Raw genomic sequence first — 15551 nt, 5'->3', positions numbered from 1 at the left:
ATTGGCTGCGTAAGGGTAATTGACGATTTAGCGATTTAGCGACTTGGCGACCTACGATTTTTCCATGCCAGACATACAAATCTGGTTGCGTCCCTGCGCCTTTGCGGCATACAGTGCTTCATCGGCGCGGGTGACGGTTTTTTCAAATGCTTCGCCGATCTTGTATTGGGCGACACCGATCGACACCGTAAAGCTGATCTGTGACCCGGCAAAGAGGATGACGTCAGCAGCAACGGCAGCACGTACCCTTTCCAGGCAAATCAGGCCGACATTGAGTTCCGTTTCAGTCAGCAGCACCAGAAATTCTTCGCCGCCCCAGCGCGCCAGCGTGTCCGTGGCACGGATATTCGCCTGTACCGTCTGGGTGAATTTTTGCAGGGCCAGATCACCGGCCTGATGGCCATAGGCATCATTGACGCGCTTGAAATAATCAATATCCAGCATCGCGACCAGCAAGGGATTCGATGCGCGGTTACTACGCTGGGTTTCGCGCTGTATCAGTTCCAGCATATAGCGGCGGTTGGCGGTGCCGGTTAATTCATCATGGTTGGCGGTGAGCTGGATTTTTTCCAGCGCCTGTGTCAGTTGCTGTTTCTGGTGACGCATATGCTCGCGCATTTCGCGCAGACGCCAGGTCAGGAAGGTGGAACTGGCAAGTACAATCACCACCATGAAAAAATAGGCACCGTACAAGGAAGCCGCATCCCTGCCGCCTTCCTGCCGAAGCGCAAACAGGATGGCGATGCCAAACAAGAGCATGCCATACAGCGCAACACTGACCACCTGGCGTATCGACAAACCAAACATGCCAAACATCAGTATCACCGCCAGCAGCGGCAAGGTAACGCCACGGCCATCGCCAGCCAGTGCAAAGGCAGCCGCGTTGCAGGCAATCGCACTCAGCATTTGCACAAAGGCCATCGACGGATCAGCCCAGCGCATGGAATAGCCGCTGCGTATCAACGCATACACAATCACCAGCATTGTCGTGCAACAGGCGGCCCAGATCTTGACATTGCCCATGCCGGCAATACCGACTGCCTCCATGAAAAACAACACACCCATGCTGGCCACCATCAACAAGGCAGCCAACACAAACTGACTGGTACGGATGCGCATCGCCTTTCCGGTGCCTAACACCAGATCCAGACTACGCCTGACCCCTGTCCTTTTAGTGGGCATACCTCAGACTCCGACAATGACTTCTGAAAGCAATCTTTCCTACCAACAATAGTACAGGAAGTGAACTTGCGTATATGTCAAAAAACGTGTATTCCGCTTGCGGTGTGTACTTATGGCTTCATCATACCTTGACGCCTGCCTGCATCAAGCTCAAAAACCTGATTGGCATCAGATCCGGTGAGCCTGGCCATCCAGACAGGCCATGCCACTGCTATTGGCATTGTCGCTATGCCGATGTTGTATAAACATAGCGAACCGCGGCCATGCTCAGGGCAAACAGATAAGCACAGCTAAAACGGTGCCAGGCTGAACCAGATGTGCTATCAGAGCGCCAACTGGCCACCAATGCCAGCAAGAACCCAATACCAACCGGCATCAGCACCAGATTCAACAGACGTGCTACTGCCGTATGGATAAAGTGGTGAGGAAAAATCAGCAAGCTAATGCCACCAGCAATCAGGCCAAAAATGGTATAGCCAAAGGCGGCTAACCAGGGATTGACCGGTTCATCCTGACGCCGGTTCCAGGCCTGGCCACCAACATTGGCCAGGATTTCAGCAATCAGCTGCAGCAGCACTTCGCCAAAGATTTCAAAGATAAATTCAATCATGGGCAGGGCATCAACAAACTTGATTAACTGAAAAGCGAGGCATCATGCCCCGGCCACATGCTGCACACCTACAGCTCATATACCACACCTGCCGTAAGCCTTAATGCAGCAACAATTGCACAGCCACCATGGCCTGTGCCACGAAACCGCTGAGAAAGCCCAGGGTACGTATCCATGGTATGCCCAGGGTATAAGTAACAGCATGCACCAGGCGCGCCCAAAAATACAACATACTGGCCGTGGCGATCATTGGGTTCGATACCCCCATGGCATTGGCCAGCAAGATCAGCGTGGCAAACACCACCAGGTTTTCGACCGCATTGTTATGCGCTTTCATCAACCTTTGTGCCCATTTGGATTGGGGCTTGGCCTCTTCGTCATAACCGACTGTCGACACCAGTCCACGGGTCAGCAAGCGGTCCAGCGTATACGGCAGCCACAAAATACCGGTCAGCGCCGTGGCATAGCAAAGGTAAAGCAGTTCTGGCTTCATGGTTGTCTCCCTTATTGATCACGTCATCTTTTCGCAACGCCCGGAGATTATGATGCCAAGATTTACTTTTGTACAACTATTTACAGTGTTTCTGTGTATTTTTTTGGAATAAAGGCATACAAAACACTGAAAAGCGCATGCTCGCGCGGCGCGCTTTTAGCAAATAAGTATTCAGCAACATCAGGGATTGTCGAAAATATATTTTTTGCCCTTTTTAAAAAATTTCCCCTGCTTGGTTTATGCTTCTGCACGGCAAGTCCTGTTGCCCTGGTCAAAAAATTGCCTTAGATAAACCAAGATGTGATCTGAAAAGCTTTGAATATATTGCGCACTCATGAAAAAGAAAATCACTCCATGTCTAGCCTTTGCCTACATCTTGCTCTTAATGTCAGCATGCAATAGCTCTGATACGCGATATGTGTGGGATGGTGCGGTGGTAGAAAGCAAGTATCAGGATTTCCAAAGAAAAATAAAAGACCAGGATGCTTTGAAAGAACTTGAATTCAGAAACTCACCTGGCGCACCTGCAAAAGCGGGCATCCTGACTAATGCCATTGAAACGCAGATTGATAAAAAGGGAATACACACCTTCGCCCGTGGCCAATGCGCATCGGCATGCGCCAACATCTTCCTGTTAAGCCCACAGCGAACTTTATTACCCTCCCTGAATAAAGTTCGTACGCACTTGATGATACATGTATCCAGAGCGAGTGATAATGGAGAAATAGATTACGGCGGCTCTGAGAAAATGAACAAAAGAATTGTTTCAAAGAACGCGGGGAAGATCCCCTTAGAATTGCTCGATAAAATTTTTGATGCAAAAAATAAACAGGGCGGCATCTATATTTTCCGCGAACCCATAGTGACCGATCAGGGCGAAGCCTATGTTCTTTTTTGTGCAGGAGACGAAGTACCATTTCTTCGTACCTGCAAGCCGATGAAAGGAATCAAGCCGCAAGACTTGGGTATTTCGATTGGTGTATGAAATGCAGATTTTGTGCCATCAATTTTCCACTCGCCGCGATGACGTCGCGCAGATACAAAGACCTGGTAATCTAGCTAAAGCGTTGAACCATGAATAACGCCGGTACTGATCACACCCGCCATTATTTCTTGCAAAAGAAATGAAAAGGATATTGATTGGAAAAAAGAACTTTCTCAGATTGGTCCTATGGGCGAGGCGTATATGAGGATGGCCAGAAAGGATTGTCTTGGCAAGTGTCAGTGGACGAGGTTATCTAAAAATACAATGAAATTTGAAGGCTATATTGCGCATGAATCATATGATGAGTTCATGCAAAAAATTGATGGCGATGTAAGTGAGATCGTTTTGCATTCCGCGGGCGGATACGTTTCCTCCGCTCTCAAAATTGCTACCGAAATACAAAATAGAAATATAAATGTCACAGTAAAAGGATTTTGCGTTTCCTCATGTGCAAATTACTTGTTTTTGTCAGGACGTAGAAAAGAAATTGATGGAATCCTCGGTTTTCATGGAAATGCGAGCGCTTTGAATAAGAAGATATGCAAAGAAAAAGATGAAACGCTACTGTGTAAAAATAATGTGAAAGAAAAAATTTTCCTGGAATCTATCGGCATGTCTAATTTACTTTTTGATGTTACCCAAAGTTTAGACAAAGGTATGCAGACAGGGGGGGTCTATTCATACTACGCACCAAGTGCAAATACGTTAAGAGAACTGGGGGTAAAAGGAATAGTTGGTGATCAAAGAAAAGACTATTTAAAGAAAATAAAAGATTACTATGATGAATTTGAATCAGCAGATTTCTCAGTCGCTACTGATCCAAACCCGACAATCATCGCGAAACTCAAAGAATCAAGCAGGATTTACAGTCACTGAGGAATAACACATGCGTTGGAAAATTTCAAAATTCAAGCTGCCAATATTATGTGGTTTTATAACTTTTTTGGTCAACCTTTTAGTGGCAGTACTAAAAGAAATAGTAACGTCTTTTGACATTGTATTCATCTTGAAGATATTCGGCTATTCTTTTCTATTAGGCTTCGCGATTGCTTGGTTTGGCTCTCTGTTTAAAAGAGATGTCGATTAGTACTAATTTTTAACCGATTTTAAAACTTTAGAAAACTATATAAATTGGAGTCACATAATGAAACCTATGACGGCAATAGTATTAACAATTAGCGTCTTTACGCTAATTCTTAATTTGGCTCTCGGATATTTTCTTTTTTTTGTCGTTCAGGGAGAGAATGATCCTGTTGTAGTGGGGATGAAGCTCTCGTTCCTGGCGATTGTCTCGGTACTTGGCGTTTGGTTTTTGTGGTCACACAGGACAGCAAGAGGCATCTCGTACCGCATCTGGTAGGGTAGCAGGCCATATAGTCACTGAGGAATAATACATGAGTTGGAAAACTTCAAAATTCAAGCAGCCAATATTATGTGGTCTCATAAGTTTTTCGGTCGGCCTTTTGGGAAGCATATTAAAAGGGGAGCTAACGTCTTTTGATATTACAATCATCTTGAAGATATTTGGCTATTATTTTCTATTGGGCTTCGCGGTTGGTTGGTTTGGCTCTCTGTTTAAAAGAGATGTCGATTAGGATTAATCTTTAACTGATTTGAAAACATATGCACGTCTGGTGAGTGAATAAGGAAGTATTTCTGCAATTCACATTTTTATGAACGAAATAGTCATGTCAATCTCCCTCAAGGATGTTCTACGCTTGGTCATCCCGATATCTATCGCATCGATAGTTACGAATTTTATTTTCCATGAACTGGAAATTAAACACAGTGTCTTAATTTTTTCTGAGAATTTCGATTTAAGGCTTGCGCTAGCCTACAGTTTTTCATTTTTCATTGTGCTGTTCGGAATTCATTGGCTGTTGGGAAAACACCCGTTTTTTAAGAAGAAATAATTCTGGCATCTGCGTGCTGTCTTGCTGCCTGTCTGTGATGAATCGAGGTTTGCAGTTTCTGGTTTTCTGAACGTAGTAAAGCAAAGTGTGCATCGGGTTTTAAAAAAAATACACGAAGAAAGTTTCATATGAACTCAACAAAATCAAACAATCTTGGTAGCGAAAGCATGATGCTTTACGCACTGATCGTCTGTAACATTGCCGGGGTATCTTTTTACGTTGTCAACGCCATTCTCAACCAGGCACCACTTCTGAAGTTCTGGTTACCAGCCTTCGCCTTCCTTGCCCTGTATGGCTACGTCAGTGCTGACGAGTACAAAAAACTGGATGCACACACAATGACCAAAGGGCGAAATTCTTTGAAGTCTGGCATATTTTTCCTCGTAGTCTTGATATTGATAATCGCGATCAAGGATTGGAAGGCATCTCCGCTGGGCTTCCCGGACGCACTTATTTTGGCTCTCTTTTTGAGCAACACAAAAGATTACATTGTAGCTGTGTTAGCGATACGTAAATTTGCAAGTCCAACTGATCCGCAATGAGCATGCATTCTTCCTGTTTTTATTTCGTTGGAACAAACGAGCTAATCAAGCGGACCTGCTGACAACCGGCCCAAAGCACCTCCACCCGGCTCAACTCGCCATTCTTATGCAGCCTGAACCGGGAAAAATCTTCTGCCAGGAACAGCTGGCCGTGGTAATGGGCTTGCGCTTCGGCGCGGATGTCGGCAATCGACGGTGATTGTGTCGCATCAAACTGGTAACGCGGGCTGAAGTGTGTCAGCACCAGGTTGGGCAAATCTATGTCTGCCGCAAATGTTGCCACGTCGGCGGCGGAACTGTGTTGTACCCGTGGTCCGACTTTTTCTGCGATGTCGGTGGTATAGGTCGCCTCGTGCACCAGCACCTGGGCTGTTGTGCATACCTCGCGTAGCAGGGCTGGTGTGTCGTTGTCACCACCTACCACGATGCGGCGGACAGCATGCGGGTAGGTCAGGTAAGCGCTGCTGTGCAGGGTTTGCCCTTCATGGGCTACATTTTCACCATTCTTCAACTTGCCCCACAAGGGGCCTTGCGGTATGCCTTCGGCGCGTAATTTTGCAATATCCAGTACGGATTCTGTGTGTGCTTCGGTAAAGCTGTAGGCGAACGAAGGCACGCGGTGCGACAGCTTTGTGGCTTGCACGTGCAGCTTGCCATCGGTCCAGTCTTGCATGCTTTCTACAGCGATAAATTCCAGTTCAAATGGCAAAAACAATTCCGTCAATTCTTGCGTCGCTTTCAGCCAGTCAGCAATACCTGCCGGGGCAATAATCGGCAAGGGCGCTTTGCGGCCCGACATGCCCGCCCCTGCCAGCAAACCCGGCAAGCCATAACAATGGTCGCCATGAATATGGGTAATAAAAATCGCCTGCAAGCCATGCACTGACAAAGGTGTGCGCTGCAACTGATGCTGCGTGGCTTCGCCACAATCGACCAGATACCAGTCACCGCCCTGCTCTGCCAGAACAGCCAAGCCTGTCACATTCCGCTGCCGCGTCGGTGCGCCGGCAGAGGTGCCTAAAAATAGAATATCCACAAAATCCTTTTATACTTTAACGTCTGTTTGGTCCTTGACACAGTGCGCCGCAAATAAGTCAACGCGCAGCGTGATACGCCACATTAGCACAAAGCGCCGGTGCAGAAACCATGTCCATGTTTCGACTGGATATACAATACACAAAATCCAGATTCTTAAACCAGACCACGCCCATGAAAATTCCTGCCGCCCTGCACTCGCTGACCAGCTCACTCATAGAACGTAACAAGGAAAGAAAACGCCTGCGGGGCCCGGCGGATTTGCATTATGCGCTGGCCGATTCCATCAGCCTGCTGGATGCAGCGGCATGGCAAGAGGTGACGGCGCAGGCTGGTTTTTTTATGTCGCTGGATTATCTCAGCACGCTGGAACAGGTGTTGCCCGTCAACCTGTCGGCCCGCTATGCCCTTATTTTTAGTGGCCTGGGTGCCGGGCGCCAATTGCTGGCTGCGGTGTATATGCAGATTGCCGACATCAGCCTGGCGCAGGCGCGGCCAGAAAAACCAGACAAACCCCTAGATGCCGATAAAAAATGGGGCTTGCCGATAGACCAGTTGGCGCAGGCGGCTAAGCAGCGCGTGCTGACTTGCGGTAACTTGCTGATCTATGGGCAGCACGGCATTGCCTTTGCGCCGGATGTGGATAGCAAACTGGCCTGGCATGGTGTGGTGGAAGTGCTGTACCGCGTGCGTCAGGCAGAAAAGCTGGCGGGCAAGACCCATTTTGTGATGATCAAGGATTTGCATGATCCTTACATCAAACAGGCAGCACATCTGGAAAACCTCAGCTATCGCTATATCGAAACCGAACCCAATATGATGTTGACGCTGGCGCCGGAATGGAAGAATTATGACGATTACCTGGCCAGCCTGGCATCCAAATACCGCGCCAATATCCGCAATGCGATTTTAAAACCGGTGGATGAAGCGGGCTGCACGATAGAACACTTGCCGGACCTGGCCCCGCATATCGATAGCATTTTTGCGCTGTACAAGGCAGTGCAGGTGAATGCGGGTTTTCGTCCGTTTGAACTGCTGCCGGATTATTTTTTGGCGCTGCAACAAGTGGCTGGCGATCGCTTCCGTTGCAGTGTCATCAAACGCGATGGCAATTTGCTGGGTTTTTTGATTTCGGTGGCGGATGGTGATACGGCGATTGCTTACCACATTGGTTTTGACCGCGCTGCCGCAGCCGATTTGCCGATTTACCTGCGCTTGCTACATGCCGGTATTGCCGACGCACTGGTGCTGGGGTGCAAGCAAATATCGTATGGCCGTACGGCGCTGGAACCCAAGGCCGCCCTGGGTGCCAAGCCGCAGACCTTTGGTATTTTCGTGCGCCACCGCCAGCCGGTATTGAACAAGCTGATGAAGCGTCTGCTGCTGGGCATAGAACATGAAGACGCGCCGGAACGCAATCCCTTCAAGAAGGCCAAGGATGGCAAGGACACGGCAGAGGCAGTATAAAAAGCCTCAGCCGCAGCTTGCTACCCTGCGTTTAAGAAACGCCGCAGACCACGCGCGCACCGCCGCCACCCAATACTGCCGGATGGTCAGAGTGGTTGTCGCCACCGATATGTATCATCAATGCGCGGCCTTTCATGTCTGACATCTTCAGGCGTGGGGCCAGCACCGGCTGGTTGGCATTGCCACTGGCATCGACGTACAGTGGTGGCAAATCGCCCAGGTGGCCATCGCCCCATGGGGTGCCGTGGTGGTTGCTGTTTTCTGGGTCATAATGGCCGCCAGCCGCGACGGCGGGGACCAACTTGCCGTCTTTTTCCTTGGTGCTGCAATCGGCATTCTGGTGCACGTGGAAGCCATGCAGGCCGGGTGTCAGGCCAGTCAGCGCCGGGGTAAACACCAGGCCATATTTACTTTCAGAAACAACGACCTGCCCCAGTTTGCTGCCGACGCCAGCTTCGCTGACCTGGTTCATGGGAATGGTAACGTCAGCCATTGCCAACAGGGGAAAGGCGGCGGCGAGACAGAAAAACAGACGTGATTTCATGTGAGGTTCTCCTGGTATGATGCATAGAATGCAAGTGATGGTTCATTTTTCAGCGCAAGCAGCAGGTGGCTGCCGCGCAATGCCCTTGACTATAGGTGACAATCGGCGTCTTGGCAATTTGAAATGCCATTAAGGAAGTGCAGCAGTTTGAACAAATCCGGTGCTGACTGGTGGACAAAAGTCTGGCGCTGCTCGCATAATCTGCATACAGCTGCGACGCGACTCTAGACACTACTCTACGACGCCACCCCAGCAGGCCGATTGACTACCAGAGACAGATCGTGTTCGCCTTCAACTTTACCGCTAAAAACCGCGATCAGCAGGCCGTCACTGACCGGGTGGTCGCTGCCAGCTATGAAGATGCGCTGGTGGTACTGAAAAAAGCCGGTTATACCGATATCCACATGATCAGCAGCCAGGATACGGCCATCAACCTTGATGATGTCAATTCCAGGAACCGGCTGGAACTGAGCGCAGCAGAAGAACAGCAGTTGCAACGCCAGCCGCGCCTGCTGCTGCAGTTGGCCATGCTGTTTGCCCGCAATGCCAGTTGGTGGGGGCCGCTGCTGGTGTGGTGGGCGATTGCCACCGCCCTGTATGGTAAAGGCAGCACTGCCGCCCTGATCCCCGCTGTCTTGCTGGTGTTACATGTGCTGGGTTTTATTTGGTCCAAGGTGCCGATGATCCTGTACAACCGGGCGCTGCAAGCCTGCACCTGGAACCGCTGGACAGAGGCAGAACGACTGATGCGCGCCATCGCCAGCTGGAAATCATGGTTCAAGACCCCCATGCCAGAACATGAAATCATCTTTCGCCTGGCCACTGTCGAAGCTGGCCAGGGCCGTCTGGCTGATGGCCTGAAACGGGCTGCGGTATTAAAGCATAGCCGCTCGCTAAAGCCCGGCTTTTATGAATCCAGGTTGTCGTCCATTTATTTTGCCGCCAGGGATTTCCAGCAGGTTGCCGTGGCCCAGCACGCCGCGCGCAAACTGAACCCCGGCATCAGCTCCACCATCGACCTGGCCACCACCCTGGCACGCCGCCTGGGCAATGACAAAGGGGCAGAATTGCTGTTGGCTGATATTAACATCGCCAATCTGTCACAGATGGAACGTCTGTATTACCAGTATTGCCAGGGCATCATCAGCCTGCATACCGGACGTCCAGAGCAAGCCATCACCCAACTCAGCGACGCGCATGAACTGACCAGTGCCTATGCCAGCATGCCGCTGATGCAGGCCACCGTCACAGAAATCCGCGCCCATCTGGCGCTGGCCTTGTGCGCCTGCGGCCGCCAGGTGGAAGCCAACCCCCACGCACTGGCAGCCCGCTCCCTGCTACTGGCATGGCAAGACGTGGCGATGCTGCAACGCCTGATGCTAGCCTTGCAGGAGTGAGGTACGGTTGCTGATGCGGGTTGTGTTGGTTGACGTGGGGGGAACAGCGTCTTGCTGCTGGTGACATAGTACGATACGGTTTTTTTACAGGCTCGACATTGCCGCTATCGAAGTCACAAGCATATACACAAAGGGGATGGGCGTCGCTACTAATACTTACCCAACGCGGTCAAAAACTTCGCGTAATCCGTCGCGTGCGCCTTCAGAGCGGCTTCTATGACTGCTTTAGACACTTTTTTATCCTTTGGGTAACAGCTATCGATAGAGAAAGTTTTTCCATCAATGTCGGTACAGATCATTTCGATATCGCCATGCCTGCCCCGCTTCTGACCCCGGTCTTTATGCTGCCAAGTGTACTCTGCAACAGCAGCGCATTCTTTCGCAATAATGGCTTTGAGTGCTTCGAGGCTTATGTCGCCAAACATTGCAACATTGTCACCAACATATGCTGTGTTACTTGCTTTTGCAGCAAAAATACCTGCCGGTGTATGGCATTCCCAACTATGCAGGGCTGCTCCTTCTGAACATTTCACGGATGTTGGTTCAATTTTCTCAGGTTTTTTTTCATCAACGGCCACGACCAGTTTTTCCAGAGATCCTCTAAGGTCTCCGTAAATGATGGTGACACCGGCCTGAAGCGTCCATTCATAAGAGACCTCGTCACCATCTTTACAGTTTGGGTCATCCCATCTCGCGTCGACATTGATTTTTCGATCCGACCCGGCGCCAGTCAAAACGATAGTTTTATTTCCTTTCAATTTGCCTTGTAATTTCACCTATTGAAACACCGGTCGCCCCGATACCGCCATTGCCTGTCTGATCTCACCATTCTGCCCACCATCCTGCCCGTCGCCACTCATCACCGCAGTCGTACCCGCACTCAACGCCCTCCCCCCCATAACATCGGCTTCTGATTCCAGCCCGACGTCATCATTGATGCTGGTACCTGATTTCATCTGGAAAGTTGGCCTGACGCGGCCCTGCTTTTGCTGCACCACGTGCCAGGCTTCGTGTGGCAAATGCTGTTCTTGCCCGGGTGCGATATGAATGTCCGTGCCTTGTGCGTAGGCATGTGCCTGCATGGCTGCCGGTTGTGCCGAGTTGTAATGCACCTTGACATCATCCATCGCCATGCCGGACAGGTTTTCTACCCCGGCTTTTAAATTATCAGGCATGCCGGTGTTATTCGATACGGGTGCGCGGTTTTCTGCCGCTTGGCCAGCCTGCCGCTGAACCGGGGTCTGCCGTACTGAATGCTGCTGCATGCGCTGGGCCGTGGCCCGCATTTGCTGTGCTTGCGGGCTGCTGTTCATGGTGGCCTGCAGGTTGCTCAGCCGCTGCGACTGCTGACTATGGTCGGCCATTTCCTGAAAACGCCCTTGCAGCATCGCCTCTGGTCGATGGTCAACAAAGGTTGAAGCCACATCCGCAGCCAATTGACTGACAGGCGCAGTCTTCAGCAGCTGCGCGTGCTGTGTCTGCGGCGTCTGTTGTACCTGTTTTGTTTGGCCGGGTGGTGCCGGAACTTGCGTCTTCATGGGGGTCTGCCGCTTGTCGTTTTAAGGTGATGTCAATCCAATTTTGCTTTACATCAGCATCTATTTTTGTTCAACACGGGTCACAAAGCAAACCCGAATTTCCTTATGGCAATGCCAAATAAATAGCATATCGCAAAGATTATTGCACAAGACGGGGGAAGATAAACAAGGATTTGCATGCACAAGCCAGACCGACATGGGGCATGGGCATAGGACATGGGCAGCCCCATTACTCGTATGCCAAATCCATCTAGCAAAATTGAAAAAAGACATTGGTCATTTCCAGGATACTCAAGGATGCTGCTTGTCGGATGAGCAATATCTGTATTGCGCATCCAGATTCAAATTTCCACAAATCAAACTAAAAATCACAATAACGGAGACAAAAATGAACATGAAATCCACATGGGGATTATCGGGCGTATGGAGCATATCGGGCATATGGAGCAGATGCGGCCGATGTGGCCGATGGGCCAGCTTGTTACTGATGAGTGCCTATGCCTTTGCGGCCTTGCCCTCTTACGCAGCCAGCCAGGTGATACAAAATGACGTGTTTTGGAAAGACACTGCCGGCAACACCATCTATTCCCAGGGCGGTGGCATATTGAAGGTGGGCAGCACCTATTATTGGTATGGGGTTAAATATAATGGTGCTGTGACTTATGCAGCCAATCCTGCATCTAAAAATTCAGACACCAGTTTCAATGCGGTGACGGTTTATTCATCGACCGATCTGGCACACTGGAAATTTGAAGGCAATGCAATTTCAGTGGCACCGGCAGGGCAAGTGTTTGAATCAGCCACATGGCTGGGCCGCCTGGGTGTGGTGTACAACAGCACGACGCACAAGTATGTGCTGATCACGCAATATTCCAGCACCGCCACGGGCGGCGGCGTATTGTTCGCTACCAGCAGTTCACCCACTGGCCCGTTTGTGTATGATCACATGCAGGCACAAATTACCAATGTGGTGACGCCTGCTACGGGTGATCAGACGGTATTCATCGACGATGATGGAAAAGCATATTTGGTCTTCAGTAATTCAAATGGCCGCTCGCATTTATATGTCGCCCCTATCCGTACATCTGATTCATTGAACATCGAGGCAGCCACCAATGTCTACAACAGCGGATCAGGCGGTCGCGAAGGCAATGCCATGTTTAAATACAATGGCACCTATTATTTCTGTTCATCTGATCTGCATGGATGGAACGCCTCGCATACCTACTGCATCACGGCCAATAATATTACCGGCCCTTATTCTGCTGAATTTGTGATGGCGGGCACGGATGCCGATTTTTCACATGTGACGCAGACCGGATTTTTTATTCCTGTGCATGGCAGTGCCGGTACGACGATTTTGTTTGCCGGTGACCGCTGGAGTGATTTTGCCGGAAACGGTATCGGCTATAACCAATGGACGCCGCTATCGTTTAGCGGGACCACGCCCAAATTCAATTCACTGAGCCAATTCAATCTGGATGCAGCGACTGGTGGCTGGACTGTGGGCAGCGGCAACAACGCTATCCTCAACCCCAGTTTTGAAGCGGACCGGGTAGGACAAAACGTCCTGGCTGGCTGGTCGAACTGGAGCAATTTGTCAGGCGTTGATCCCAACAGCAATGTGGCTGGTGGCCATAGCGGTCGCTGGGCGATGACGCAAAGCTATTCTGCCGCCTATAGCGCCAGCATGTATCAAAACGTCACCCTGCCAAATGGTACCTATACCCTGACTGCCTGGGTGAGAAGCAGCGGCGGCCAAAGCATTGCGAGGGTGTTTATCAAAAACTTTGGCAGTGCTGAAATAGACTATTCCATCAACACCACCATCGCTAGCTGGACTAAGATTTCCATTCCCAACATCGTCGTCAGCAATGGCACGGCGCAAGTGGGCGTGTACTCGGTGGCAAATGCCAACAACTGGGTCCGGGTGGATGATTTTACTTTGATCAAAAACTAAGCACAGAAGCAGGAACTGCCCACCCGCCATGGCGTCCATGCGGGTGGGCACAACAAGCTTATTTTCTTCCTGTGTCTAACCAGCCCGTGTCACCAGCTCATATCATGCTGCAGCCAAGCGGGCATTTTGTGGATACATCGCCGCCAGGGTTTCAGCATCCATTGCTGTCTTGAAGGCATGCGCCGTCTTTAAATTGTCTGCACGCTGGGCGGCAGGTCGGGCATTGATATCGTCGAACAAGCGTTTCACGTTGGGTAACTGGCGCCAGGCATCGTCACCAAGGATGAAGGGTATGGCACGCGCCCATCCCCAAAAAGCCATATCAACGATGCTGTAGGTATTGTCCACCAGATACTGGTGCTGCGCCAGACGTGCATCCAGAATGCGCCAGTGCCGCCACGCTTCAAAATCATACCGGTTCAAGGCATAGGTTTTGGGTTCAGGTGCAAAATGCCTGAAGTGCACCGCCTGCCCAGAAAACGGCCCGATACCCGTAGCAATAAACATCAGCCATGACAGCATGTCGGCACGGCTGGCCGGGTCAGCCCCAGGCAAAAACTGACCGGATTTTTCAGCCAAATAAAGCAGGATGGCATTGCTGTCAAACACCACGGACCCCGTCTCGTCATCAAAGATGGCCGGTGTTTTTCCGTTAGGGTTAATCGCCAAAAAATCCGCGCCATGCTGTTCGCCTTTTTGCGTATCGACAGGCACCAGTTCATACGGCAAGCCAGACTCTTCCAGAAACAGCGCTATCTTGGCTGGATTGGGGGAGGGGTGATAATAAAATTTGATCATAGCCAGACCTCTTTAAGAATTTTCCATTCACTTCAAACTTCAGGAAACTATTGCATCTGCGTAAAATTGACTGGTATCCATTGATACGACGAACCCGTCTTTTTCAAATGCCCCAGCCCGGGAAACTGTATGTGCGATGCCCCTATCAGCGTGCCGTCTTTTGCTGCCTGCGTAAATATTTTCTGGCGCATGGCAGCGGCTTCTTTGGCGTGGCTGTCAAAGGTGACAGTGACTTCCGGCTTATCCAGTTGCACGGCTGCGACGTGGATCAAATCGCCAGCCAATAACAGCTTTTGGCCCTGGCTTTCAATCAGGTAAGACGTGTGCCCTTCGGTATGCCCGTGGGTGGAATACGCTGTCAGGCCCGGCAGCAATTCACCATCCCTGGCAAAGGTCTGCAATTTGTTGGCTGTCTTGTAGGGGTTCACCGACGCCATCGCGCCCTGGAAAAATCCCTTGGCGTCAGCAGGTGCCTGCTCCATATTCTTTTGACTCAGCCAGTAATCAGCCTCGGCCTGCTCCACATGAATGTTGGCGTTGGCAAATACAATTTCATTGTTGAGCATCAAACCGCCTGCATGGTCAGGGTGCAAGTGGGTCAGGTAGATATCATCAATTTGTCCGGGTTCATAGCCAGACGCCTTCAGATTGGTGATCAGCTTGCCCAGACTGGGGCCAAACAGGCTGCCAGTGCCAGCATCAATCAAGATCAGTTTGCTGCCGGTGTTGATCAGGTAGACGTTCACCGAGGTTTCCAGCGGTGCCTGCAAAAATGATTTCGACAGCGCGGCAGTGGTTTTTTCTACCGGCTCCATCAAGATTTTATCGACCGGCAGCTTGATCGTGCCGTCGCTGAGGGCGGTCACCTCAAACGCGCCCAGCATCAGGCGGTGATAGGCGGGTGCCGAGGTTTTCACCATCGGTGCAGCAGCCAATGCAGGTGTGCTGCCCACACCCATCGTACCGACAACAGACAGGAATAAGGCGGCGCGGGTAAATTGCAGCAAGGTGTTCTTCATCATGATTCTTCCTTCGGGCGTTGATCGCCATGGGTTACGGGGTTACGGGGTAATGTGGGTTATTGCGT

The 15551-nt window shown here is 50.6% G+C and carries 16 protein-coding genes; 6 read left to right on the top strand and 10 right to left on the bottom strand.

What is annotated here, in order from left to right:
• Positions 1 to 51 precede the first annotated feature (51 nt).
• The 4 genes from ACO0LM_RS20100 to ACO0LM_RS20085 form a co-directional block, all read right to left on the bottom strand.
• On the bottom strand, positions 52 to 1182 hold the full coding sequence (locus ACO0LM_RS20100) for a GGDEF domain-containing protein (RefSeq protein ID WP_423039271.1): 1131 nt from the start codon (positions 1180 to 1182) through the stop codon (positions 52 to 54).
• Positions 1183 to 1408: 226 nt separating this feature from the next.
• Complete coding sequence (locus ACO0LM_RS20095; protein ID WP_423039269.1) at positions 1409 to 1792, bottom strand: hypothetical protein; 384 nt, start codon at positions 1790 to 1792, stop codon at positions 1409 to 1411.
• 100 nt (positions 1793 to 1892) lie between these two features.
• Positions 1893 to 2285, bottom strand: coding sequence for an MAPEG family protein (locus ACO0LM_RS20090; protein WP_423039267.1), 393 nt, complete (start codon positions 2283 to 2285; stop codon positions 1893 to 1895).
• Positions 2286 to 2365: 80 nt separating this feature from the next.
• On the bottom strand, positions 2366 to 2560 hold the full coding sequence (locus tag ACO0LM_RS20085) for a hypothetical protein (protein ID WP_423039265.1): 195 nt from the start codon (positions 2558 to 2560) through the stop codon (positions 2366 to 2368).
• A gap of 59 nt (positions 2561 to 2619) precedes the next feature.
• On the opposite strand from ACO0LM_RS20085, the gene ACO0LM_RS20080 reads away from it, so the two are divergent.
• The 3 genes from ACO0LM_RS20080 (at position 2620) to ACO0LM_RS20070 (ending at position 5725) form a co-directional block, all read left to right on the top strand.
• The gene (locus ACO0LM_RS20080; RefSeq protein WP_423039263.1) at positions 2620 to 3270 is read left to right on the top strand and encodes a hypothetical protein; all 651 of its coding nucleotides are present in this window, start codon (positions 2620 to 2622) and stop codon (positions 3268 to 3270) included.
• A 264-nt stretch (positions 3271 to 3534) separates the two neighbouring features.
• The gene (locus ACO0LM_RS20075; protein WP_423039261.1) at positions 3535 to 4146 is read left to right on the top strand and encodes a hypothetical protein; all 612 of its coding nucleotides are present in this window, start codon (positions 3535 to 3537) and stop codon (positions 4144 to 4146) included.
• Positions 4147 to 5311: 1165 nt separating this feature from the next.
• Positions 5312 to 5725, top strand: coding sequence for a hypothetical protein (locus ACO0LM_RS20070; RefSeq protein WP_423039259.1), 414 nt, complete (start codon positions 5312 to 5314; stop codon positions 5723 to 5725).
• A gap of 19 nt (positions 5726 to 5744) precedes the next feature.
• On the opposite strand, the gene ACO0LM_RS20065 is transcribed toward ACO0LM_RS20070, so the two are convergent.
• Positions 5745 to 6761, bottom strand: coding sequence for an MBL fold metallo-hydrolase (locus tag ACO0LM_RS20065; protein ID WP_423039257.1), 1017 nt, complete (start codon positions 6759 to 6761; stop codon positions 5745 to 5747).
• 173 nt (positions 6762 to 6934) lie between these two features.
• Here ACO0LM_RS20065 and ACO0LM_RS20060 point away from each other — a divergent pair, with 173 nt between their 5' ends.
• Entirely contained in the window at positions 6935 to 8227 is a 1293-nt protein-coding gene (locus ACO0LM_RS20060; protein WP_423039255.1) for a GNAT family N-acetyltransferase, read from the top strand.
• Between the two features lie 31 nt (positions 8228 to 8258).
• On the opposite strand, the gene sodC is transcribed toward ACO0LM_RS20060, so the two are convergent.
• Positions 8259 to 8771 (bottom strand): superoxide dismutase [Cu-Zn] SodC, encoded by a 513-nt coding sequence (gene sodC, locus ACO0LM_RS20055; RefSeq protein ID WP_423039253.1) that lies wholly within the window; start codon positions 8769 to 8771, stop codon positions 8259 to 8261.
• Positions 8772 to 9052: 281 nt separating this feature from the next.
• On the opposite strand from sodC, the gene ACO0LM_RS20050 reads away from it, so the two are divergent.
• Positions 9053 to 10168: a hypothetical protein gene (locus ACO0LM_RS20050; protein WP_423039251.1), complete on the top strand. Its 1116-nt coding sequence runs from the start codon at positions 9053 to 9055 to the stop codon at positions 10166 to 10168.
• Positions 10169 to 10317: 149 nt separating this feature from the next.
• On the opposite strand, the gene ACO0LM_RS20045 is transcribed toward ACO0LM_RS20050, so the two are convergent.
• Positions 10318 to 10944: a hypothetical protein gene (locus tag ACO0LM_RS20045; RefSeq protein ID WP_423039249.1), complete on the bottom strand. Its 627-nt coding sequence runs from the start codon at positions 10942 to 10944 to the stop codon at positions 10318 to 10320.
• Positions 10945 to 11706: a DUF4157 domain-containing protein gene (locus tag ACO0LM_RS20040; protein WP_423039247.1), complete on the bottom strand. Its 762-nt coding sequence runs from the start codon at positions 11704 to 11706 to the stop codon at positions 10945 to 10947.
• A gap of 487 nt (positions 11707 to 12193) precedes the next feature.
• Between ACO0LM_RS20040 and ACO0LM_RS20035 the strand changes: the two genes are divergently transcribed.
• On the top strand, positions 12194 to 13666 hold the full coding sequence (locus ACO0LM_RS20035) for a family 43 glycosylhydrolase (protein ID WP_423039245.1): 1473 nt from the start codon (positions 12194 to 12196) through the stop codon (positions 13664 to 13666).
• 102 nt (positions 13667 to 13768) lie between these two features.
• Here ACO0LM_RS20035 and ACO0LM_RS20030 read toward each other — a convergent pair whose 3' ends face one another.
• Positions 13769 to 14464: a glutathione S-transferase family protein gene (locus ACO0LM_RS20030; RefSeq protein ID WP_423039243.1), complete on the bottom strand. Its 696-nt coding sequence runs from the start codon at positions 14462 to 14464 to the stop codon at positions 13769 to 13771.
• Positions 14465 to 14511: 47 nt separating this feature from the next.
• Entirely contained in the window at positions 14512 to 15486 is a 975-nt protein-coding gene (locus tag ACO0LM_RS20025; RefSeq protein WP_423039241.1) for an MBL fold metallo-hydrolase, read from the bottom strand.
• Positions 15487 to 15551: the final 65 nt, after the last annotated feature.

The organism is Undibacterium sp. Di26W, from assembly GCF_049340265.1.
GTDB lineage: Bacteria > Pseudomonadota > Gammaproteobacteria > Burkholderiales > Burkholderiaceae_D > Undibacterium.
This window is presented reverse-complemented; position numbering and strand designations above follow the sequence as displayed.

What these genes read in the sequence shown, in the direction of transcription:
- ACO0LM_RS20100 (WP_423039271.1), bottom strand. Translation starts at nt 1,182, where the DNA reads ATGCCCACTAAAAGGACAGGGGTCAGGCGTAGTCTGGATCTGGTGTTA.
- ACO0LM_RS20095 (WP_423039269.1), bottom strand. Translation starts at nt 1,792, where the DNA reads ATGATTGAATTTATCTTTGAAATCTTTGGCGAAGTGCTGCTGCAGCTG.
- ACO0LM_RS20090 (WP_423039267.1), bottom strand. Translation starts at nt 2,285, where the DNA reads ATGAAGCCAGAACTGCTTTACCTTTGCTATGCCACGGCGCTGACCGGT.
- ACO0LM_RS20080 (WP_423039263.1), top strand. Translation starts at nt 2,620, where the DNA reads ATGAAAAAGAAAATCACTCCATGTCTAGCCTTTGCCTACATCTTGCTC.
- ACO0LM_RS20075 (WP_423039261.1), top strand. Translation starts at nt 3,535, where the DNA reads ATGAAATTTGAAGGCTATATTGCGCATGAATCATATGATGAGTTCATG.
- ACO0LM_RS20070 (WP_423039259.1), top strand. Translation starts at nt 5,312, where the DNA reads ATGAACTCAACAAAATCAAACAATCTTGGTAGCGAAAGCATGATGCTT.
- ACO0LM_RS20060 (WP_423039255.1), top strand. Translation starts at nt 6,935, where the DNA reads ATGAAAATTCCTGCCGCCCTGCACTCGCTGACCAGCTCACTCATAGAA.
- sodC (WP_423039253.1), bottom strand. Translation starts at nt 8,771, where the DNA reads ATGAAATCACGTCTGTTTTTCTGTCTCGCCGCCGCCTTTCCCCTGTTG.
- ACO0LM_RS20040 (WP_423039247.1), bottom strand. Translation starts at nt 11,706, where the DNA reads ATGAAGACGCAAGTTCCGGCACCACCCGGCCAAACAAAACAGGTACAA.
- ACO0LM_RS20035 (WP_423039245.1), top strand. Translation starts at nt 12,194, where the DNA reads ATGAGTGCCTATGCCTTTGCGGCCTTGCCCTCTTACGCAGCCAGCCAG.
- ACO0LM_RS20030 (WP_423039243.1), bottom strand. Translation starts at nt 14,464, where the DNA reads ATGATCAAATTTTATTATCACCCCTCCCCCAATCCAGCCAAGATAGCG.
- ACO0LM_RS20025 (WP_423039241.1), bottom strand. Translation starts at nt 15,486, where the DNA reads ATGATGAAGAACACCTTGCTGCAATTTACCCGCGCCGCCTTATTCCTG.